This window comes from Kordia jejudonensis (assembly GCF_001005315.1).
Lineage (GTDB): Bacteria > Bacteroidota > Bacteroidia > Flavobacteriales > Flavobacteriaceae > Kordia > Kordia jejudonensis.
Map to the genome: position 1 here is coordinate 72,129 of NZ_LBMG01000026.1, position 22,354 is coordinate 94,482.

The 22,354-nt window shown below is 34.0% G+C and carries 18 protein-coding genes; 5 read left to right on the forward strand and 13 right to left on the reverse strand.

What is annotated here, in order from left to right; genetic code table 11:
* Positions 1-3: 3 nt before the first annotated feature.
* Entirely contained in the window at positions 4-189 is a 186-nt protein-coding gene (locus tag AA089_RS13560; protein ID WP_046757504.1) for a hypothetical protein, read from the reverse strand.
* 62 nt (positions 190-251) lie between these two features.
* On the opposite strand from AA089_RS13560, the gene AA089_RS13565 reads away from it, so the two are divergent.
* On the forward strand, positions 252-686 hold the full coding sequence (locus tag AA089_RS13565; RefSeq protein ID WP_046757505.1) for an Hsp20/alpha crystallin family protein: 435 nt from the start codon (positions 252-254) through the stop codon (positions 684-686).
* Between the two features lie 535 nt (positions 687-1,221).
* Here the strand turns inward: AA089_RS13565 and AA089_RS13575 are convergent.
* The 9 genes from AA089_RS13575 to uvrB all read right to left on the reverse strand — a co-directional run bounded on the left by AA089_RS13575 (position 1,222) and on the right by uvrB (position 10,605).
* A complete protein-coding gene (locus AA089_RS13575) occupies positions 1,222-3,000 on the reverse strand; it encodes an FAD/NAD(P)-binding protein (protein WP_046757507.1) in 1,779 nt (592 codons plus the stop codon).
* A gap of 465 nt (positions 3,001-3,465) precedes the next feature.
* Complete coding sequence (locus tag AA089_RS13580) at positions 3,466-4,044, reverse strand: PhnA domain-containing protein (RefSeq protein WP_046757508.1); 579 nt, start codon at positions 4,042-4,044, stop codon at positions 3,466-3,468.
* Positions 4,045-4,080: 36 nt separating this feature from the next.
* Positions 4,081-4,986 carry a hypothetical protein gene (locus AA089_RS13585; RefSeq protein WP_156169012.1) on the reverse strand — a complete coding sequence of 302 codons (906 nt, stop codon included), beginning with the start codon at positions 4,984-4,986 and terminating at the stop codon, positions 4,081-4,083.
* A gap of 211 nt (positions 4,987-5,197) precedes the next feature.
* The gene (locus AA089_RS13590) at positions 5,198-5,488 is read right to left on the reverse strand and encodes a DUF1456 family protein (RefSeq protein WP_046757510.1); all 291 of its coding nucleotides are present in this window, start codon (positions 5,486-5,488) and stop codon (positions 5,198-5,200) included.
* A gap of 232 nt (positions 5,489-5,720) precedes the next feature.
* Positions 5,721-5,912, reverse strand: a complete 192-nt coding sequence (locus AA089_RS13595; protein WP_046757511.1) for a cold-shock protein — start codon at positions 5,910-5,912, stop codon at positions 5,721-5,723.
* A gap of 94 nt (positions 5,913-6,006) precedes the next feature.
* Entirely contained in the window at positions 6,007-6,687 is a 681-nt protein-coding gene (locus AA089_RS13600) for an ATP-binding cassette domain-containing protein (protein ID WP_046757512.1), read from the reverse strand.
* Entirely contained in the window at positions 6,681-7,604 is a 924-nt protein-coding gene (locus tag AA089_RS13605) for a hypothetical protein (protein ID WP_046757513.1), read from the reverse strand. Before AA089_RS13605 ends, AA089_RS13600 begins: the two co-directional genes overlap by 7 nt.
* Before the next feature lie 408 nt (positions 7,605-8,012).
* Positions 8,013-8,576 (reverse strand): hypothetical protein, encoded by a 564-nt coding sequence (locus AA089_RS13610; protein ID WP_046757514.1) that lies wholly within the window; start codon positions 8,574-8,576, stop codon positions 8,013-8,015.
* Between the two features lie 40 nt (positions 8,577-8,616).
* Positions 8,617-10,605, reverse strand: coding sequence for an excinuclease ABC subunit UvrB (gene uvrB / locus AA089_RS13615; protein ID WP_046757515.1), 1,989 nt, complete (start codon positions 10,603-10,605; stop codon positions 8,617-8,619).
* A 422-nt stretch (positions 10,606-11,027) separates the two neighbouring features.
* On the opposite strand from uvrB, the gene AA089_RS13620 reads away from it, so the two are divergent.
* From AA089_RS13620 to AA089_RS13635, 4 genes are read left to right on the forward strand one after another with little or no spacing between them, the layout of a single operon-like run.
* The gene (locus AA089_RS13620; protein ID WP_156169013.1) at positions 11,028-11,795 is read left to right on the forward strand and encodes a helix-turn-helix domain-containing protein; all 768 of its coding nucleotides are present in this window, start codon (positions 11,028-11,030) and stop codon (positions 11,793-11,795) included.
* Positions 11,796-11,813: 18 nt separating this feature from the next.
* Positions 11,814-13,115 carry a ferredoxin reductase family protein gene (locus AA089_RS13625; RefSeq protein WP_046757517.1) on the forward strand — a complete coding sequence of 434 codons (1,302 nt, stop codon included), beginning with the start codon at positions 11,814-11,816 and terminating at the stop codon, positions 13,113-13,115.
* Between the two features lie 20 nt (positions 13,116-13,135).
* Entirely contained in the window at positions 13,136-13,870 is a 735-nt protein-coding gene (locus AA089_RS13630; RefSeq protein WP_046757518.1) for a hypothetical protein, read from the forward strand.
* A 22-nt stretch (positions 13,871-13,892) separates the two neighbouring features.
* A complete protein-coding gene (locus tag AA089_RS13635) occupies positions 13,893-14,432 on the forward strand; it encodes a hypothetical protein (protein ID WP_046757519.1) in 540 nt (179 codons plus the stop codon).
* A gap of 82 nt (positions 14,433-14,514) precedes the next feature.
* Here AA089_RS13635 and AA089_RS13640 read toward each other — a convergent pair whose 3' ends face one another.
* From AA089_RS13640 to AA089_RS13650, 3 genes are all read right to left on the reverse strand, one after another.
* On the reverse strand, positions 14,515-15,063 hold the full coding sequence (locus tag AA089_RS13640; RefSeq protein ID WP_046757520.1) for a hypothetical protein: 549 nt from the start codon (positions 15,061-15,063) through the stop codon (positions 14,515-14,517).
* A 12-nt stretch (positions 15,064-15,075) separates the two neighbouring features.
* The gene (locus tag AA089_RS13645) at positions 15,076-19,911 is read right to left on the reverse strand and encodes a T9SS type B sorting domain-containing protein (RefSeq protein WP_046757521.1); all 4,836 of its coding nucleotides are present in this window, start codon (positions 19,909-19,911) and stop codon (positions 15,076-15,078) included.
* Between the two features lie 196 nt (positions 19,912-20,107).
* On the reverse strand, positions 20,108-22,204 hold the full coding sequence (locus AA089_RS13650; protein ID WP_156169014.1) for a gliding motility-associated C-terminal domain-containing protein: 2,097 nt from the start codon (positions 22,202-22,204) through the stop codon (positions 20,108-20,110).
* Positions 22,205-22,354 lie beyond the last annotated feature (150 nt).

The following is a 22,354-nucleotide window of genomic DNA, read 5'->3' on the forward strand; positions in this document are numbered from 1 at the left end:
TATCTATTTAAATAAATATACTTTTTCTCTAGTTAAGATATAACATGGATGATAGGAAATTACTACACAAAGTTCAATTTTCCGCCACGCTGTCACATCATTTTTTAGTAAAAACGACATTTTGTCATCATTAGAATATGTAAAACTGTCATAATGACGCATTTTTTGACTTGGAATCCTTTTTGCCATATACATCTCGTATTTGAATAAACAAAAACATAAAAAATTAAATCACTAAAAAAACAAATAAGATGAATATAGTAAAAAGAAAAAACGTAGACTTTCCTTCAATTTTAGACGAATTATTTCCAGCAGATTGGTTTGGTGGAATCGCTAATCAAGTAGCAAGTACGACAAATACGCCTGCAGTTAATATTAAAGAAACTGAAGAAGATTTTAAACTAGAAGTTGCTGCGCCAGGCAAAGCGAAAGAAGATTTTATCTTAACCTTAGATCATGATGTGTTGACAATCAGCACGGAAGAAAAGAAAGAAGAAGAAACAATTGAAGACAATTACACACGTAGAGAATTTAGTTTCTCATCTTTTAAACGATCATTTAAATTGCCACAAGCAATTAACAAAAAAGAAATCAACGCAACATACGAAAACGGAATTCTAAATGTCGTATTGCCAAAGCGTGAAGAAGATAAAGTAAAACCTAAAAGAACAATAGAGATTTCATAATAATTATTAGGATTGGTTAGTTAATGGGAAAAAGGTTCGTCAAGCAATTGACGAGCCTTTTTTATTTGAAAGATAATTAGTAGTATTGAATTTGATTGTAAACACTTTAGGCAATTAGTTTTAGTTCGATATAAACGTTCGCTTATTTGACTCTCTTTTGTGCTGACTAACTTTAATTCGATGTAAAAATTTAGTTCGATACTTTTCTTTTCCGAAGTATAGCAGGGATTTTCCGTTAAAAATTTTTGAAGCCTTGGAAAAAATTTAGGGAAATTCATGCGGTTTTAGTTTTTTCATAAAGAAAAACTAAAAATACCTCTGGAAAAGTTCCCTTTCTTTTGTTGACGCCTGTGCTGAACTTGATTCAGTATTCTTTGGGAAAGCAAAGAAAATGAAAATAAACTACTGAAAATATGATTTTTAGTAGAGAGTTTATAAACTTTATTATAAATCTGATTAGACTCAGTTAAATCAGACTGACGTTGATTAACTTTAATTTCCATAAAATCAATCCTATATAAAACTACTTAAACGATCATGTTGCATCATTTGTTCGAAGTGCTTCTACATGACGATTACTTGCTTTTTCTGCCCAATTTTTAGGTCGTTCGCCGTAGCATTCCAAAATGGCATCGACACCAATAATAGTACCTTTTGCCAATCGTCCTAACAATGCAATTGGAATAAAATGGTCTTCATTTTCAGAAATCACATACGCTTGTTCATCAGTCATAATTCCCAAATCGTCATGTACCATTTGAATCAAATCAGAAGAAAGTAAATTTTCAATGATTGGAGATTTTACCACTTTTATTTTTGGCGGATCTAATACAGAATTGATCATAATTGTGGCAGTTTCTGAATGTGACTTGTTGTGAAAGTTCCAGCCATCATCGGTCAATTCAAAATCTGGATCGCTCAAAAATTTCGTATCGATCTTTCCTGCTTCAATCAAAGCAATCATCTGCTGGATACTTTCTACTGGTGGACCGTATGAATAACGTTTTGTAGATTCGTCCAGCGCAATAATTTCCGCAAAAACGTCTTCATGACATGCATTAAACGATAATGCGGTATACATAGAAGGTTGACAATGTCGCCACACTTGTCCCACACAAAAATCCAAACTGATTGGCTTGTTTCCTGTTGCCATTGCTACAAAATCCTGCATTATATTTTTAACAGGTTGATTGTTAGGTAGGATGGAAGCATGTTTGTATTCAGGGTCTTTTAACCATTGTATGATCGTATTTTCAGTCTCTTCGAGGGACATTTTTTCGTTGTAAAAAGTAGTTTTGAGTTGTAAATATATTTTTGCAGCAATTGGCGCAAATGCTTTTAATAGAAATTCGGGACTCGACGCATTTTTTTGTGTTGTAGGATTTCCAATGAGCGATGTATAATCTGAAAGTTGCGTTTCCGTAGGTTTAAAAAGATCATCCATAAGTGCATTTAATGGTTTTGGCACTGCTGGCAATCCGTCAAGTGAAAACGGGATCATTTTCCCTGAATATTCCTTATTTGGTTGATAACTGCATTTACGAGTGTATGAATCTTCTAGGGTAAATTCTCCAAAATTCATACTAATTGCACGTGCAACATCAATCATTGCCAAACCAAAACCTCTAAGTCCAACAATACTTTTATCAGTTACATTTTGGTGGTTTAGAAAATTTACAATCGGATAAGGAGATGTAAAAAGTGTAACGTTAGATTTGTTGGAAGCAAATTTTTTCCACGCTAAAAGTTGTTCAGATAATTCGGTCGGTTGGTGACCAATTGTAAGTAGAATTTCATCAATATTTTTATAGACCTTAGCATCTGTTTTGAGTGAAATATCATACGTTTCCGACACAATTACTTCTTCCACCTGACTTTCAATCAGTGTTACAATAGCATTGTGCACAAGTGGAGTTATGATTGATTGAAACCGTTGTTGTAAATAGCGACCAATTTTTGCTCTTGGCGGATAATGATCAATGTGTTTTTTGGGTTTTTTTTCAAAATCTGTTTCAATCCAATCATGATATGAGGGAAATGAGGGAATTTCAAATTTAGGAAATGTTATTGTTGCTCTTTTTTCTAACAGTAGAATTCTTTCAGGAATATTGATCCAATTGCTTTCTATTTGCGTTGTTTCATAAACGCTTCCATTTCCAAAATTTCCTGTTTGTTCAAAGAGTAACAAGTTAATTTTTGATAAATCGGTTTTGCCTTCTAAAGAAAGTATGAAATTTTCCAATGCGTAACCACCACGAGGACCAATTCCTATAATAGTGATGTTTCGTTTTGTTCGTGTAATTGATTTTTCCAATATGTATGTATTTTCAAAATAGAATCTTATATGTTTCTCGAATACTACTTGAAAAACGCCTTAAAACCTCTTTTGGGAATTGATTATGAATGCCAACATTAAAGATACAAAAACGGCATATTCTTTTAGAAACATGCCGTTACTTATTTTTTATGTTGACTAAAGTTAACATAAGTTCGAAGTGAAAATTTAGTTTGATAGTTTTCTTTTCCGCAGTATAGTAGGGATTTTTCGTTAAAAATTTTTGAAGCCTTGGAAAAAATTTAGGGAAATTCATGCGGTTTTAGTTTTTCCCAAAAAGAAAAACTAAAAATACCTCTGGAAAAGTTCCCTTTCTTTTGTTTCTTTTCTTTGGGAAAGCAAAGAAAATGAAAATAAGACACTGAAAATGTGGTTTATAGTAGAGAGCTTCTAAACTTAGATGTAAATATGAATTGAATCAGTTATATCAATTTGAGGTTAAAATTAGGTCTTTTTCACATACTTCGTAATAATTACAATATGTTGTCCGTTGACACGACCTTCAATATGTTCGGCATTGTCATGCGAAAGTGTTATGTTTCGAACTGGCGTTCCGCGTTTGGCAACAAATCCAGCACCTTTTACATTTAAATCTTTTATTAAAACCACACTATCTCCAGCTTGCAATTGTACACCATTGACATCTAAATGTTTGATTGCATTTTCTGTATCTTCCGCTTCTCCTGTAGCTTCCGCCCATTTCAGATCATCTTCATCAAAATACATCATGTCCAATAAATCTTGTGGCCAACCTTCTTTTTTGAGTCTGTGCAACATGCGCCAAGCGACAATTTGAACCGCTTTTGTTTCACTCCACATACTATCATTTAGACAACGCCAATGATTTGCGTCCATTGTTTCTGGATCTTCTATTTGAGAAATACACGTTTCACATGCGTAGATCGATTTTTCTAGCTTGTGATCGTGATTTGGCGGTACATGATATATTGCTAATTTTTCTGTAGCACCACACAATTCGCAGGTTTGATGGCTTCGTTTTTGGAGTTCTCTTTCAATACTCATTTAGAAATTTTTTTATTGACGACAAAAGTATCATTTTCATTCAGACATTGAAGCCGGTTCGTTTTTTAATTCTTCAACAATAAAATCTAAAGAAACTTTAAAACTATGATTGGTATTCGTATCAATTACTTCAAATGTACAGGTTACTGGATTACTCACAAGTCCTTCAGTAACAGAAAACGAAGCATATAATTGATCTTTTAAGTCTTTTGCATCTACAGGATCTGGAAACAATCCTTTTTGTTCGCGAATTACTTTTCCGTCAGCATCTACTAAGCTTATCGAACCTTGTAAATTGACTTTTCCGTCAGCATTCACTTCATAACCTTCTAAGTTTTCTAATAAAATGTACATGTTTTCATTTGGTGCAACTTTATTGTCAACGATAGCAAGATTGCGCGTTTGTGAAAATAGATATAAAATATCATACGTAAGATTCTTAGCTTCTACGTTTAGTAACGGATTGGGAACGATTTTAAAATCTTTTTTAAGTATAAAGAACGCATCACTATGTTTATCTCGAATGTGAACATTCATCTCATACGAGTTTTTAGGAAGCATTGGTTTGGCAAAGGTCATATTACTTGTCAGATTCAACTCTTCTTCCGTGTATCCTTTTGTAATATTTTTTAATAATTCTTTTTGAAATAACATGGTATCTCCTTTTTTATTGAGGACAAGAATATCAATTTCTGGATATCCCAAGCTATCTTGCAAAGCAAAACCTGTCATGTTATCATAAAGCAAGGTAATTTTTTCTCCATACGTAAACTCAGACGTATTGATGATTCCTGTATGATTTTGCATGACAATACCATCACAACGGAGTTTATTATTTTCTATAGTTATATCTGTGAGATAGTTTACGTCTGACGATGCATCTTTTTCACAAGAAAAGAAAACGCAGCTTAGAAGTATGAGATAGGCGTGTATTGGTTTCATCATTTATTGGGTTAAGTTAGTCGTATATTCGTATAGTTTTTCCACTTCTTGTACCTTCAACGCTTTTGCTAGTATCAACATTAATATCGCTAGTAGCGCTACCAACAATACTAACATCCTGATTTTGGTCGAAATAGGAAGAAACTTTGTTTCCAATAGTTTCGTTTCCATCAGCGATTAGGATTTTTATGCGTTCATAATTCGAGTTATGTTACTTTTTCTCTTTTCGTTTTGAAGTACTTGATGTCGATTTTGGTTTTGGTTTCGGTTCTTTTTTTGGCATTGGTCCACGCAAGTGAATTACAAGTCCATTTAAGAAGTTTCGTAAAATTTGATCGCCACAGTTTTTGTACTTTGGATGATCTTCACTTCTAAAAAAAGCGCCTAGTTCACTTTTGGTAATTCTAAAATCTACCAATTCTAATATTTTTACAATATCATCATCACGGAGCTTGAGTGCCACGCGGAGTTTTTTGAAAACGTCGTTATTTGTTAATGCCATGTGACAAAGATAAGTTTTTTACTGAGATTCAATTTTGAAATTTGTGGAAAGTATTTTCAAAACACATTCATATTGAATTTCTAAGGTATTGAAAATATGTGCTAGGAAATAATTATTGCACTAAAGATAAGAGCTGCTGAAATCTTTTAGGGAAACAGCAATATATAGACATAAAAAAAGCCTATCAAATTTGATAGGCTCTACTTCATTAAGGAATAAAATATATATGATATTAAATTACTCTCACGTCTACTGCGTTAAGTCCTTTTCGTCCTTCTTTAAGTTCGAATTCAACTTCGTCGCCTTCACGTACTTCATCAATTAATCCTGAGATGTGTACGAAATGTTCTTTGTTTGAACCTTCTTCTACGATAAAACCAAAACCTTTAGTGTCGTTGAAGAATTTTACTGTTCCTTTGTTCATTGTAATAAATTTAATAATTGTTTTAATTATTGCAAAGATAATACCAAATATGATGCGCCCGACTTTTTATTCGTTTTTTTTTAGATAGTTACAATTATTTAATGTTGAAATTTCGTATTTTCTCGTCTAAAGCCACGTCTTTCATGAGATTTTCAATAATTTTAAAATCTTTCTTTTTTACACTTTTTTTAATTTTTCCTGCTTTTATGTAGTGTAAATGATCGCAAGTATCTTGTAATGTGGAAAATATATGCGAGGAAAGCAGTATGATTTTGCCTTTCTGTTTTAGCTTTGTGAGCAATTCTTTTATGATAAGATTACTTTGAATATCTACGCCATTAAATGGTTCGTCTAAGATAAAAATATCATTGCTTTGAAGTAACACACCTGTGAGTGCTAATTTTTTTTTCATTCCTGTAGAATAGGTTTCTGCGTATTGTTGTAAAGGCAGTTGAAAAATGTTTTGCGCTTCAATGTCGATTTGTTGTAGGTTTCGCGCATTGCAAATTAGTTGTAAATATTCTTTTCCTGTAATTTTTGATAGAAATTCAGGATTCGTTTCTAAAAAACCAATGGTATTTTTTCGGTTGACTTTGGAATATTTAATTTCTCCCGTAAACGATTCTAAACCTGCAATGCATTTGAAAAGTGTCGTTTTTCCTGCGCCATTTTCTCCAACAATACCAGTAATTTCTCCAGGATTGAAGTGCAATTGAATTGCATCTAGAATTTGCTTTTTGCCGTATTTTTTAGAAAGATCGAGAATGCTTAGCATGTTAGAATGGCATTTAGATTTTTAATAGCTTTTTTGTAAAATATAGGAATGAATACAAATAATAAAGGTGGAAATATCAAACTCACTAAGAGTGCAAATCCTTGAAATAACGGAATGTTGGAAGGATAATTATGATATTTTCCTAAAATAGTTACTATGATAAAACCGAAACCAATACAGGTAAACATCAGCGTAAACTGTAATTCAACAATAGAAAATCCAACTGTTAACGCACTAATTATAGGCAATGCTAATAAACCGGTAAACAGAATTGCCGTTTTGAGTTTATCATATAAAAATGCTTTTGGAGTAAATGTATGAATCCAAACGTAATACAACGGTTCGGGTTTTGAATAATAGGACATGCAGGTTACAAAAACGATAATGAGACTAAAAATTCCAAGATTGTAATTTTCAACAACAACCGAAATGAAGGTGAGTGCATACGCAAGGATATAAATCCAAAAACTGTTTCGAAATCCGATAACAAATTCAAATGGTTTTTTGCCAAAAGGTGTCGGAATCGTGAAACTTTGTATGCCAATATTATTTACACATGATATTCCAATGGCAAGTATATGCATGAGCATACTTTCTATATAGAATTGTTTGTAGCTAAGAAATATACTAAACGGAAGTATGAAAAGTGTATTTTCAAGTATTCTAACTTTCCAAAAAGTCTGTGTTGGGAAGCATTTTTTTAGAAAAACCGTTCGTTTTTTGGTACTTAATTGTAGACTTAGCCCTAAACCAATGAGTAGGTAACAATAATTCGGATATAATAGATTGTCAAAAATAGCGCTTGAAACGCCAATAAAAACGGCAATGATTATCGCGATTCCCAAAAGTGGAATGACGCCAAATTCGTCAATATGACGATACATACGTTTGCATTGCAATGTAAAGTAGAATTTCAAAGGTTTTGGTTGTTATTTTTAAGAAATTCCAATATACATATAAAAATGTTTTTAGCACTTTTGAAGCTGGTTTTAGCGAATTCTTAACGTGTTTTGTTAAACATATCTTAGTAAAAACTAAGTATTTCTACTTGTTTTTAGGGTAACGGAAATCTACGTGTTGGTAAGGCGCATTGTTTTCTTACATTTATCGTGTAAGATAAAAACAGGTTATTTATAGTGTTTACGGTTATAGAATTATAGAAGTTTATTCGTTTTTAGATTACACTATTAGTTTAGTACATATAATTGAGAGTGAAAGCACAGAAGAAGCAGGATAATTGCCCTACCATTTCTTTTGTGCTTTCTGTTGGTGTAAACTTTGTGTTTGAACGTGTTTCTTGTGTCAGAAAGAATCAAAAACTACAACTATTTCTCAATAAATGTTAAATCAAGATACATTTTACTTGTATCATTTGGATTGATGTATAATGTGGTAATTTTTTGCATGTAAAAGTGCATTCGGACAGAAGTTTCATCTTTATGGATGACATCTTCAACAATGAATTCTTTTCCTTTATACACTACCGTAAACGAAACGACACAATAGGTATAAGTAACTTTTTCTTCATTATGATGTCCATTTCCTGAAACTTCATTCAAGGCGGCAGCTCTGTAGTCTTGCGTTACTTCATGAACTTCAGTATGTTTCTTTTCTGTAATTGTTGCTTCATCTAACACTACATGTACACGATCTGCTGTTTTTAGAAAAAACTGAAACTCTTTTTCTTGTTGTGCTGTTGCATCTTCCGCTTTATTTCTCAACCAAAAAAAGTAAATTAGAAACGGCAATACTAGCACAGCTCCAATGCTTATAAATATCCAGTTGTTTTTTGAAACTTTTATACCGACAATAATGCAGATAACTCCAAAAAATAGAATTCCTAGCAGTACGTTTTGACCAATATTATAAAGTCGTTCTTTTATATTCATGTTGTATAGGTTGCTATTGTAAAGTCGTTTGTTACAGCAATTATAGTTTTTCTTGCAACAATTTTATTTCATCACGGTATTTTGCAGCTTCCATAAAATTCAAGTCTTTAGCAGCTGTTTCCATCGATTTTCGTTTTTCACGAATCAACTTTTCAATTTGTGGTTTGGTCATATAATCCAAATCTGGTTCCGCAGCAACTTTTGCTTTTATTTCATCTTCCCACGAAAGACTTTCATCTTTACCAAGCGCACTATTCAAAGATTTGTTCAATCCTTTTGGTGTAATTCCGTGTTTGGTGTTGTATTCTATTTGTTTTTCACGTCTGTAAATAGTTTCATCCATCGTTCGTTGCATACTTTTCGTAATTTTATCAGCATACATGATTGCCTTTCCATTTACATTTCTAGCGGCTCTTCCGACCGTTTGCGTCAACGATCTATTGGAACGTAAGAAGCCTTCTTTATCCGCATCCAAAATCGCAACAAGCGAAACTTCAGGTAAATCTAATCCTTCACGAAGTAAGTTGACACCAATCAACACATCAAACAAACCTTTCCGCAAATCTTGCATAATTTGTACACGTTCCAGCGTATCTACATCACTGTGAATGTAGCGGCAACGAATTTGAATTCGCGATAAATATTTGGTCAATTCTTCTGCCATTCGCTTTGTCAATGTTGTCACTAACACACGCTCGTCTTTTTCCGTACGTAAGTGAATTTCTTCCACTAAATCATCAATTTGATTCAAACTTGGACGTACTTCAATAATCGGATCCAATAATCCTGTCGGACGAATCACTTGTTCTACATACACACCATCAGTTTTGTGCAATTCATAGTCTGCGGGCGTTGCACTGACGTAAATTACTTGGTTTTGAATTGCTTCAAACTCTTCAAATTTCAACGGTCTGTTGTCCATTGCGGCTGGCAATCGGAACCCGTATTCTACCAAGTTTTCCTTTCTGCTTCTATCGCCGCCATACATGGCATGTACTTGCGAAATTGTTACGTGACTTTCATCCACAACCATCAAATAATCATTTGGAAAATAGTCTAACAAACAGAATGGTCGTGTTCCAGGCAAACGTCCGTCCAAATAGCGCGAATAGTTCTCAATTCCAGAGCAATAGCCCAATTCGCGAATCATTTCCAAGTCAAAATTGGTACGTTCTTCCAAGCGTTTGGCTTCCAAGTGTTTTCCTATTTCCTTAAAATAGGCTACTTGTTTTACCATATCTTCCTGAATCTGATGAATGGCATTTTGCAACACATCGGGCGAAGTCACAAACATGTTTGCAGGATAAATTGTGAGTTGGGTATATTTTTCCAACACGGTATTCGTAGCAGGATCAAACGATTCTATTTCTTCAATTTCGTCGCCAAAAAAGTGAATTCTAAACGCAAAATCGGCATAACCAGGATATATATCTACGACATCGCCTTTCACACGAAATGTTCCGCGTAAAAAATCTGCGGTTGTTCGTGAGTAGAGACTTTGTACCAAACGATGTAATAATTTTGTACGAGCAATTACTTGATCGCGTTCCAGTTTGATAACATTTTTTTGAAATTCCACAGGATTTCCAATACCATACAAACACGAAACGGAAGCAATCACAATGACATCTCTACGTCCAGAAAGTAGGGAAGAGGTTGTGCTCAAACGCAGTTTTTCAATTTCTTCATTGATTGATAAATCCTTTTCGATATACGTTCCCGAAGTCGGAATGTACGCTTCAGGTTGGTAATAATCATAGTAGGAAACAAAATATTCCACTGCATTTTCTGGAAAAAACTGCTTGAATTCTGAGTACAATTGTGCCGCCAAGGTTTTGTTGTGCGCTAAAATCAACGTAGGTTTTTCAACCTGTTCAATCACATTGGCAACTGTAAACGTTTTTCCCGAACCTGTAACACCGAGTAACGTTTGGTATTTTTCGTCCGTTTCAATTCCAGCAACTAATTGTTCAATTGCTTGTGGCTGATCGCCAGTTGGTTCAAAATCAGATACTATTTTAAATTTCATAACTATTTTTCTTTCTTTGGGCGTTCCCGTTGGGCAGGCTTTCGGTTATATCTCCCGAAAAAACGGGAGGATGCCACCTCAATCCTTAACGCAATTGCAAAAATAATGAAAAGGAGTGAAGTAAGATTCTTTTAAGAAACTATTCCGTCATTACTTTTAAGACAGTTAAAGACAACCAAATTATTGTTTTATGCGTTTATGACTAAAAAAATACTGCAAAATAGAAGAAATAGTAGCTTTTTCATCTTAGATTTTTTCTAGGTTGTAAAAGTCGAAAATAATAAAAGTCAGTTGTTTTCAATTGAAATATGATCTTTTTGAGATACATTTAACACTACCGATCTTTTAAGTATTAAAAATGACCATTTTATACAATTATATTGTGTAGAATGATGATATGTTTGAAGGTTTTAAAATATACTATGATGTCCCCTGAATTGCACGCATATACAGAAGTTTATCCATCAAAGTTACTAGAGGATTTTGTGGGAATGTATTGGAGAAGTGAGAATTTATCTAATGAAGCGTATAAAATTACCATTTGTCCTGATGGTTATTTTAAACTGATAATTCAGGTAATAGAAGGGAAGATTATAAGTTATTTTATGACAGGCTTGTGGTTGAATGAGATTGAAGTTGTTATTCAACCAAAAATGATCACGTATGGAATTAAGTTTAAGATTATTGCGCCTGAATATATCTTTAAGCGAGAAATAAAAAGCATTCTGAATTCGGTAGAGCAACTTCCTTTGAGTTATTTTGAAATTGATCAGCTAGATTTTTCTAACTTTCCGAAGCTTGTCACACAGTTTGAAGCTTTGTTATTTGAAAAAATTCCTCCAAAAGAAGATATGCGTTCCAATCGGTTACGGCTGAGTCAGTTTTTATATACAAAATATAGCGATATTCAAGCTAGTGAAGTTGCCAATCAAATTTACTGGTCGCAACGTGAAATTAATCGATATTTGAATAAATATTTAGGAATTTCATTAAAAAAGTATCTAAATATCCAAAAATGTTATCGTGCGTATCTTCAAATTAGAGAAGGTAAGTTTTTTCCTGAAAAAGGCTTTTTTGATCAGGCTCATTTTATACGGGAAGTCAAGAAACATACTGGGCAAACGCCACGTAATTTGTTTAAAAAGCAGAATGACCAATTTATACAATTAAAAAATATTAAGAAGCTCTAGGTTTGAAAAAAACTTAGTATGCGTATTTTAAAGCAAGAAATTTATTTTCCCATTATTATTGGAATTCACTTTGTGTTTTGGGCAATTGATCTGTATTTCTATAACGGAAGTTTTAAAGAAGTTTCATCCGACACTTTACTTTTTGGAGAGTTAACAAATGCAAGTTGGAAAAATCCACATCGTATTTTAGGAGAAGTTTTTTCTTCATGGGTTGTGACCGTTTTTGCGTTTAACTTTTTGATGGCGACACGAGCAAAATGGGTAGAAAATTTGTTTGGTGGTTTGGATAAAATGTATCTCATACACAGACGTTCAGGTGTTATTGCAGTGGTGTTATTATTAGCACATTTTATAGTAGTTCCAAGAGATTTGGTAGCATTTAACATTGGAAAACCTTTAGGTTTTTATGCACTAGTCTTGATTCTTTTAGGTGTAATTATTTCCGCAATACCATTTTTTAAACGAAAGATTCCGTATCACAAGTGGCTCAATTTCCACAAATTAATGGGTGTTTTTTATGTGCTTGGCGTTGTCCACGGAATTTTAGTAGAAAGTTTAATTAAAGAGTTGCCAATTACAAGAGTTTATGTGTTCGGCATGGCTTTTATCGGAATTGCTGCGTGGATATACAAAGCGTTTCTATTTAAAATATTTAACAAAAAACTTAGCTATACCTTAGCAGATATTCGTCATGTAAATGATAAAATTATAGCATTACATATGCAAGCTATTACTAACAGTTTGTCATATAAAGCAGGACAATTCGCCTTTTTTACATTCCCTTCAATTAGCAAAAAAGAACAGCATCCGTTTACTTTAAGTAGTCATCCACATGATGAAAATTTAGTCATTACTGTCAAGAATTTAGGCGATTATACAAAGAAAATGATATCTCAATTAAACATTGGAGATTCCGTTTTGGTAGAAGGTGCGTATGGTAAATTCTCTAGCGCATATTCAAAAGAAAAAGAACAAATTTGGATTGCTGGCGGTATTGGAATTACACCATTTTTATCCTTGATAAAAGATTATTACACTAAAAAAGTCACATTGTATTGGTGTGTTTCCACGGAATCAGATGCTGTTTATGTAACTTATTTTGAAACGATTGCCCAACAAAATCCATTATTTGAGTTTGTATTATGGGAATCGTCAAAAAGAGGACATATTTCGGTAGATGATTTAAGCATTCGAAATCCAAAGGATAAGTCATACCTCATTTGTGGACCAGCCGCAATGAAAGAAACTATAATGCATGAGTTAAAACAAGATGGCGTAAAGTCAACAAATATTTATGATGAAGAATTTGCATTTAGATAATTTTAATATAAACATACAAGATGAAAGAACAGGATTTTAATCCCGTAATTACTGCGATTGTTTCCATTCGAAAACTCGCAAAAGCGCTTCGGGGAAATTGGTCAGATATGATCAAAAATGGAAATGAGCTGGAAGCTTCTTTAACACATTTGGATACTTTAGTAGTATCTTTTGGAAACGATCAAACCAAGCAAGATTGGAATGTAGAAATGACGGAATACAAAACTAATTTGGCTGCATTGAAAACAATCATGGACACTGTACAAGCGCAAACGAAAGCAAAAAATAGTGAAGGAATTACGGCAAGTTGGAGTTCTTATAAACAATATGTAACTGTCGTAGAACGTACTTTTAATAAGTTGGCATCAATTGGAAAACGAAGTTTGCCAGAGATAGAAATTGAAAATTGGCAGTTGCATTGGTCAAAAATTAATGCAATTCATACCACAATTACACAAGAAGCTGAAGCGTGTTTATTGCAGTTAAATATGATTGAAAATTATACACCAAAGGAAGTAGATGAACTTTCGGCGACAATTTTAAAATACATTCCGTTGCATTATTCTCAATCAGAAGCAAAACAATATACCGACGAATATATGCAAGCGTATACGGCAATAAAGAGAGAAGCTTCACAAAAGAAAAATTTGTGGGATAAATTTCTAGATATGCTTGCTGGCGGTATAGAACAAACACCAGCAGAACGTGTGATGATGCAACGTTGGGTTGATGGAGAAAAAGGAGAAGCGCATTAAAAATTTAAACAAAATTATTACAATGAATAAAACATTTTACTTGGCATTAGGCGGACAACTAATGATCGCTTCTGGATTAATTTTATTTTTTTCAGATAAAATAGATATTACAGTTTCAAAAACCTTGATTCCTGTTTTCATGGTATTAGCAGGATTGTGCACGCTCTTATTTTCTACTTATGATAAATTACCCAAAATCGCTAAACAATATCATTTTATTCAAGGTGTAGGTTTTATAGTCTATGCAACAATTATTTTTGCCTTGATAAATTCTTTACAAGGATTTCTATTGACGACTATCTACTTTGTAATTATGTTCGGAATGTTTGAATTGCTTTTTGCTTTTGGTGTACTGAATTCGAAACATAGTATTAATAAAGAAATTTTGATCAGTAGAATTTTAGCAGGTATTGTAAATCTTGTTGGAGGATTTATTTTACTAATGATGACGTTTGATGATGAAAAAAAGGGACTATTTTTTACAAGTATATTACTAGCAATTGGTGGTATTTCAATTTTAATTTTTTCAAGTAAAGTGCGCAAGTATTTACACAATTCATAGTTGTTATGCTTTAAAAGCAATATAGCTAAAAAGCCTTTATCGAGTTCGATAAAGGCTTTTGTATATTTTTTAATTTAAAAATTTATCGCTTTGAAATCTTTTCCCAAATGCTATATAACAATTCTTTTTCTGCGGTATAGGTTGCTGGAATATTTTCAAGAGGTGCTAATGAAAAAGTAAAGGTTGTATTGGGTTCAAAATTCCAATAGTTTCCGTTTTGTTTGCCATCCGTAGTTTTTAAATTCCATTGTGGAATGTTGATCAACGAATACTTGCCTTCACGATTGACATCGATGGCAAAAATGTTTAGATCTTCAGGCTTGTTGTATTTTAGTGTAATTGTGGCATCAAGCACGCCTTTTTCTGGCGAACTGTACACAATGGATTTTTCTGAAAAGGAATCCAATTGTACGTTCCAGTTTTCTTTTTTGTGATAGATTTTAGCAAATTCTGTATCAATCGAAGCATTTCCTTTTTCTTTCGGATAGACTGCTGTGAGATTTTTTAATTGAATGTTTATAGTAGTTGCAACAGGATCAACCGTAACGATGGTTTTTTCGGCAATGACCGAAGCCGTTTCAATACCAAAAAAGATTCCCAGTGCAAAAAAAGCTATTTTAATCGTTTCCATACGTACACTAAATTAACGTTTGAGCGTAAAATGTCCACGTATTTGAAACGCTTGATCGCCGTCTTTTATGTCAGCTAAGAACCAATAATCATTTGAAGGCATTTTTCGTCCTCTGTACAATCCGTCCCAACCTGCATCATTTGGACCTAACGCCGTGAGTAATTTTCCATAACGGTCAAATATGTACACGACAGAGTTTGGTAAGGTTTCTATTCCGATAATGTGCCAAGTATCGTTAAATGTATCATTGTTAGGCGTAAAGAATCCGATGTAATCAACTACCACAACTTCTTCCGTTACTTCGCCACAACCGTTGATGTCCGAAACGGTTACCAAATGATAGCCTGGACCGACAAATTCAAATACATTTGAAACTTGTGGCGTTCCACCATCCAAGGAATATAAGTAATCTCCGTTTCCTGTTGCAGTAACGGTAATAGTATTATTATCAGAGAAGTTTACAACATCTACATCCACAATGGTTGCTAATTCGGATTCGGTAACTGTAAAACTAGCCGTTTCAACACAACCAAATGCGCTTGTAACTGTTACATCATAGGTTCCGATTGAAGTAATATCAATGGAAGCTGTCATTTCTCCCGTAGACCAAAGATAGGCGTTTCCAATGTCAGATCCTGCGGTTACCGTTAGTGGTAAATCATTTAAACATAGTGTTATGTCGTCAGGAATATCAATTATCGGTAACGGACGTAAAAAGGTGCTAAATGAAGTGGTAGCATAACATCCTGTATTTGTATTTTCTACTCGTGCATAAATGATTTGTTCATCAAAAGCACTGTATAAGTTTGGTAAAGGTGCAATGTCGTTTTGCGCATCTTCAATACTTACGTGATAACTTATTGCAAATACAGCAGGATTTTGTGTGCCTAAAATGGTACTTGTTTGTTGTGATAAGTTGAATGTTTGTGTAAAGTCTCCATTGTTATTAACACATGCTTCCAAGTCATTGACAGGATTTGCAATAGGATTTGGATTGATAGTTACATTGATACTTGACACAAAGTAACAACCTGTAGTATCATTTTCAGCTCGTATAAAAATTGTTTCAGGATTTGAAGCATAGGTGTAAATGTCTGGAAGCGGATTGGTTTCCGTATCTGCATCTGTTGCTGAGTTGTAATATGAAAGCGAAACGCCTGTAGTGTCATCAATGATAATTTCGTCGATGAGTCTAAGATTTACTGTTCCTGGCATTTCTGCAGCACAGAAAGTAGCTTCTGTGATATTGTTGAGCAATGGCGGTAAGTTTATATTTAGTGTAAATGGAATGATGACATAACATTGTGATATAGTATTGATCAATCGTACAAAAATTGGTTGTGGATTGTTTGCATTTGTATAGTTTGTAGGATCAGGAATAGCATTTGCGCCTGTTTCTGCATCAGCTTCCAATTCGTGATATGTAATAACAACATCGTTTTGTCGAATGTTTAGAATGTCCAATTCGGCAACAGTCAAGTCAAAAACTACTTGTCCATCGTAATCTACATCACAAACTGTGATATCTGGCGCAGGATTTGTTTCAGGAACCTGAATTATATTGACTTCAAAAGTTACGACAGTAAAACAGTCTGAATCATTGGTAATTCGCGCGTATATGGCTTGCGGATTGGTTGTGTTTGTAAATGTATTTGCGATTGGATTTACGTTTGTCAATGCGTCATTTTCTGATAAGAAAAACACAGTGTTAAGGTTTTGTGGAATTCCTTGAGCAATTTCTTGTGCCGTTGCATCTAGGTTGAAAGTATCGACTCCGTCATTAGTAACATCATCACAAACAAATATGTCTGTTGGTTGATTGAATAGTGGCGCAGGACTTACCTGAATTACGAAAGATGAGGTTGCAAAACAATCTGGATCTGTGTCATTTTCAATTCGCACATGAATGGTTTGTGGATTTGTTTGGTTTGCATATGGCATTGTTTTATCAATTTCGTTGGTTTTATCCAAAGCATCTTGTTGTGTTGGATAATATAAAACGGTCATGTCTGTTTGTCCATTCAAAATTTCATCATCTCTAGTTTCCATGATGAAGTTTTCAGTTTGATCCGTATCTATTTCACATAATTGATAAATATCTGTGGCCACTACATCAGGAATTGTGTTTACAATAATAGGAAGTGTGACAATTGTAAAACAAGCTGTTGTAGCATTTTCAACCCGAACAAAAACATCTGTAGTAGCCGTTACAAATGCAGTTGGCACTGGTACAGGATCGATAGCTCCATCTTGTGCACCAGCTAAGGTTTGAAAGAAGTTGATTTCTATGTTGTTTGTATTTGCAACAATATCAGGAATGCTAGTCGTAACATCTACCGAAGAAATTCCGTCAGTATCGTCGTCACAAATTAAAATTGCTGGCGGTTGCGTTACCGTTGGCGCAGGTAATATTTCTAGCATAAATGAAGAAACATCGTTACAACTTGTCGCTGGATTTGTGATTCGTACAAATATTTCTTGTGGATTCGTTTGGTTTGCAAATGGCGTTGAAATGGCATTGTTAAATGTGTTTGCATCTGCAAGTGTTGCAAAGTAAGCCACATTAAAAGTAGTATTTGCGCCTTGAATTGTGGTGTCGAATTCTGTTAAATCTACTAAGGTAAAGCCATCATCATCAGTGTCACAAGAGGTTAATGTGCCAATTGTTCCAAGTGTTATTGCAGGATTTACAATTAAGTCAAACGTCGAAACATCTACACAACCTACATCATCCATCAGCGTAACAAATATTTCTTGTGGATTTGATGTGTTTAGAAAAGGAACTGTAACATCAATAGCATTTACACCATTGTCTTGATCGTCTTGTGAAAGATAGAAATCCATCGTTACGTTGTCCAAGTTGTTTTGTATCGTTGCAGTAATTAATTGGAAATTAAAAGAAAATACGCCATCATTAGTGTCATCATCACATCTGTTTATGTTTGTGATATTTGTGGCAGTTAATAAAGCATTTGTGTGTACTTCTATACTAGAGATTGCAAAACAGCCTGTAGTATCGTCTTCCACACGAATGTACAATGTTTGAAAGTCAACTACAGTATTATCAAACGAAGTAGGATCAGGAATTGGGTTTACATCATCTTGTGCATCATTCAACGAGGTATGAACGGTAATGGTAGCACCTGTAACGCCCATTGTAATTTCATCGATAAGGTCTGTAAGATCAAAATTGGCAAAACCATCATGATCGGCATCACAGGCATCTATCAAATTTCGTCCTCCATCATTTAAATCTGGAGCAACACTTACGTTGATATCTAAAGTTGTTGTAATAAAACATCCTGTTGTTGTATCTACAATTCGAACAAAAACAGTATCACTTGGCGATGTATTTATATAGCTTGTTACGATAGGATTAAAATTGTTATCAGCATCTGATTGTGTAAAGTGATAACTTACGCCATAGACAGGATTCATGCCTGTAATTTCATCATTTCTAATTGTTAAATCGATCGCAACAATTCCGTCAGCATCTGTATCACAGATATTAATTGGTGCAGGATCTGTAATATTTGGTAACGGATTAAGAATTAAATTAAAACTTGTAAATGCCAAACAACCATTGTCAATATCTAAAATACGTACAAATACTTCTTGTGGAGATGTTGTATTCGGAATCGCGTTTGGAAATGCATTTACATCAAGTGCAGCATCTGTTTGAGAAGGATGATAACTTATTTGATAGTTGGCAGGTGGAACCGTAGTTAATATTTCGGGTTCTTTAATTGACAGTGTAAATGTTTCCACACCATCCATTCCAATATCACAAAGTTCATAATCGGTTACAGGACCTGCAGTTTGTGCTTCGTTGAGTGTAATTTCGGCAGAATCTTCTATAACACATGTTCCCGTTCCTACAGGAATTGTAATTTCTACTCTATAGATTCCGCTAATTCCCGCAGTTATTGTTGGCGTGTTACTGTTTGTAAGTGCAACACCATTTCGAAACCATTCATACGTTGCTAAAGGATTTCCAATATCTGCGTTAAGATCATATGAATCAGCACAGGTTGTAACGTCTGGTCCTATATCAACAGTAGCATTGAAGCTGTTTCCTTGAATAAAGATGGCAGAATCTGCATTTTGATCTGTTCCGTCAGCAATAATTAATTTTATATGATATTGTTGATTTGGAATTAGGTTTGCTGTTGCCGTTAAAATTGTCGTTCGGCCGTTATAGTTGGTGTCGCCTAAATTATAACCTTCAAAGTATTCTGGATTTTCCGCAGGGCAAAAACCTACAATTTCATCATGAATGACACTTGTACTTACAGGAATATTTGTTCCAGGAACAACGGCAATATTTGTATATGGTGCTCCGCTTCCTGTAGGTCTAATTAAGAAGCCAAAACTATCAGAAAAACGACAAGGAAAATCTTCTGCATATTCTTCAGAAGCCAATAAATAGTTAAAACTAATTTGATTGGTCACTGCGATGAAGTCGAATTCTATAGAAGTGGCATTAACAGTATTGCTTAAATCTATGGCGGCATTAGTATCGCTATCTGTATCCGTTCCCCAAGCGGTAGTTCCGCTATTTAAAGGAGACGTGTTTACTGGAGTTCCAGCATCTGAAGCACGACCAGAAGTTAACACCAAACCATTGGCAAAAGGAAAATTAGAACCTGCTTGCTCAAAATATCCATAACTCTGAAAACCATTAATACTTCCATTAATAGAAGAGGTAACATTGGAAATTTCTACACAACCTTCCGCGAGTTGTTCTACAAGTTGTTGTAAAGGAACAGATTCATCAGTAGTTACTTGCTGAGCAGAAATAATATGGCAGGCAAAAAAGGCAAAAAGTGTATAAAAAACTTTTTTCATAGGAATGGGGTTAAGTCGTGTTTCCGCCTAATATAATGTTAGCTGGGCAAACTAAGATTATATCGGATGTCAAATAAATTGTCCAGACAAAGATATACATTATTTCATGTCTGTGAAATTATTTTTTAAGGGTAACATGTTGGTTTTTAATCAATACTAAAATACAGAATATCAATGATATTAACGCAAATTTTGACTAATTATTCTGAAGATATACCCAACCTGTGTATGTTTGTTCTATTAAAACAGTATTTCCAGCCGTATTGGTGTCATTTAAATAAAGGACATAAAAGTATGTGCCAGTTGGAAGTTTTCGATTTCTTGGAGTTCCTTTGTTAGAAAAACCATTCCAACGACCTGTATTTTTGTTGCCAATATAAATTAATGTTCCGTATCTGTTGTAAATATGAAGTATATGATTTGGATGCGCTTCAAGATTTATAATATTAAATACATCATTTTTCCCATCATTATTGGGCGATAAACCTGCGGGAATGTAAATTTCGCAGTCACTTACTAAAACTTCAAAGAACGTAGTATTGATGCAGCCTTTGGTATTTTCGACAGTGACATAAATGGTTTGTGGATTGCTAGTATTTTCAAATAATTCAGGAGTTGTAATTTCATCTTGAAACGTATCTGGAGCAGTTTGTGTTTCAAAATATCGTATTATAATATTGGATTGATTGTTTATAAATTCTTCATTTGTGGTTAAATCGAAAGTTGCAATTTCGGTTTCATCAATCGTACATGCGATCAAATTTTCAGGTACATTCGCTATAGGACTTTCTAATAATTCAAGATTGAACTCTGTAATAGTTCTACACAAAGTGTTGCTATTTGTAACTTCAATATAAATTGTTGCTGGGTACGAATCACTTTCATAATTTGTTGGGTTTGTGATCGAATTCATCATGCTTGAAGCATTCTCAAACGATTCATAATATTGAAACGTCAATAAAGGTTCACTGAATAGAAGTTCTTGTTGGGTAAGGTTGAATGCCAAGTTTATTTCATTGTCACATACTTCTAAAGTGTCTAATAGTGGAACTTCTGGAGAAGTAGGCAATAGTATATTTTCCAAAGCACTATTATTATCTTCATTAATTTCATCAACAGTGCTTGTTCCTGTGCCATCATCATCGACAACAATTGTGAAGTTAAAAGGATTTGAAATCGTAGTAGGAACGGTGAGTGTAAGCGTTTGTTGCACAGTTCCGCCAATGGGAAGCGTTATTGAGGTGGAAGCTGTAGCAAGTAATATGCCGTCAACATAAAACGCAATAGGTGTATTTTGCGGTAAAACGGCAGTACTATTTGTATTAGAAACCGTATAATCAATCGTTAATTCTCTTGAATCACAAGTTGTTTCTATATCATCAATAGTTACAGTTGCATCAGGAAGTTGACTGTTTAAAACAGTAATAATATTATTAATCATTACAAAATCTTGACCAGAAGTCAGTGATATTGTAGCTTGTGTATCTCCAATTGCTATATTATTCTGAATACCATAAAAATCAATATCCATATTATACAAATTAGAAGCTCCTGTAAAACTATTTGTACCGTTAAAGGCATTATTAGCAGGGTTTAATGGTAAATTTTCAATAACGGATCCGTTAATTCGTAACGATTCATTTACGCTTAATGCCTGATCGCCTTCCCAAGCAATAAAGCCTATTTTTGCACCCATATTATCAAAAACGTTGAGGTTTTCAAGGGTAATCTCTAGCATATCAGGAACACTCTCTAATCCATCATATACATTCAATTGATTCAATGGTAACAAAGGACTTTCGTAAATAACGGTAATTGCCCAACCTCCAAAATTTGTCCCTGTCGGACAATACGGAGCGATGACCGAAGTCAAATCAAATTCACTCACTGTATACACACCATTTCCTTGCGAATTTACAATGTCTGTCACATCGGCAAAGGCAGCAAAAAAAGTTCTATTTCCTGTTAACGCATCACTAAAAGTTCGTTCGGCAGTTACGGGTATTCCGTTGAGTTCAATATCAAAATCACCAGTATCAGAACCTGCCCAATACAAATAAGCCGCCACCATGGTTTGATTCGTATTTAAAAATAAGCTTGCGCTAGAACTCGTATTGATTGTGCAAACACCAAACGGACCATTTTCTGCCGTATTCATTGTATTTCCCAAGGCTGTGTAGTCGTAACGCCCGTTGAATTGTTGAAACAAGGTAATATCTTGAGCAGTCGCTTTATATGTATTGATAAAACAACCGAAGAACAAAAAAATGAGAATGTAGGGTAGTTTATTCACATATAAATGATTTAGGTCTGAAATTAACAAAATTGTACCACACAAAAAAACCGAAGACAAAATGACTTCGGTTTTTTTATGATTTTCTCTATTCTCTTTTCTTTTCTCTCTTTTCTTTTCTCTTTCATCTCATCTATTTTCTCACTTCAA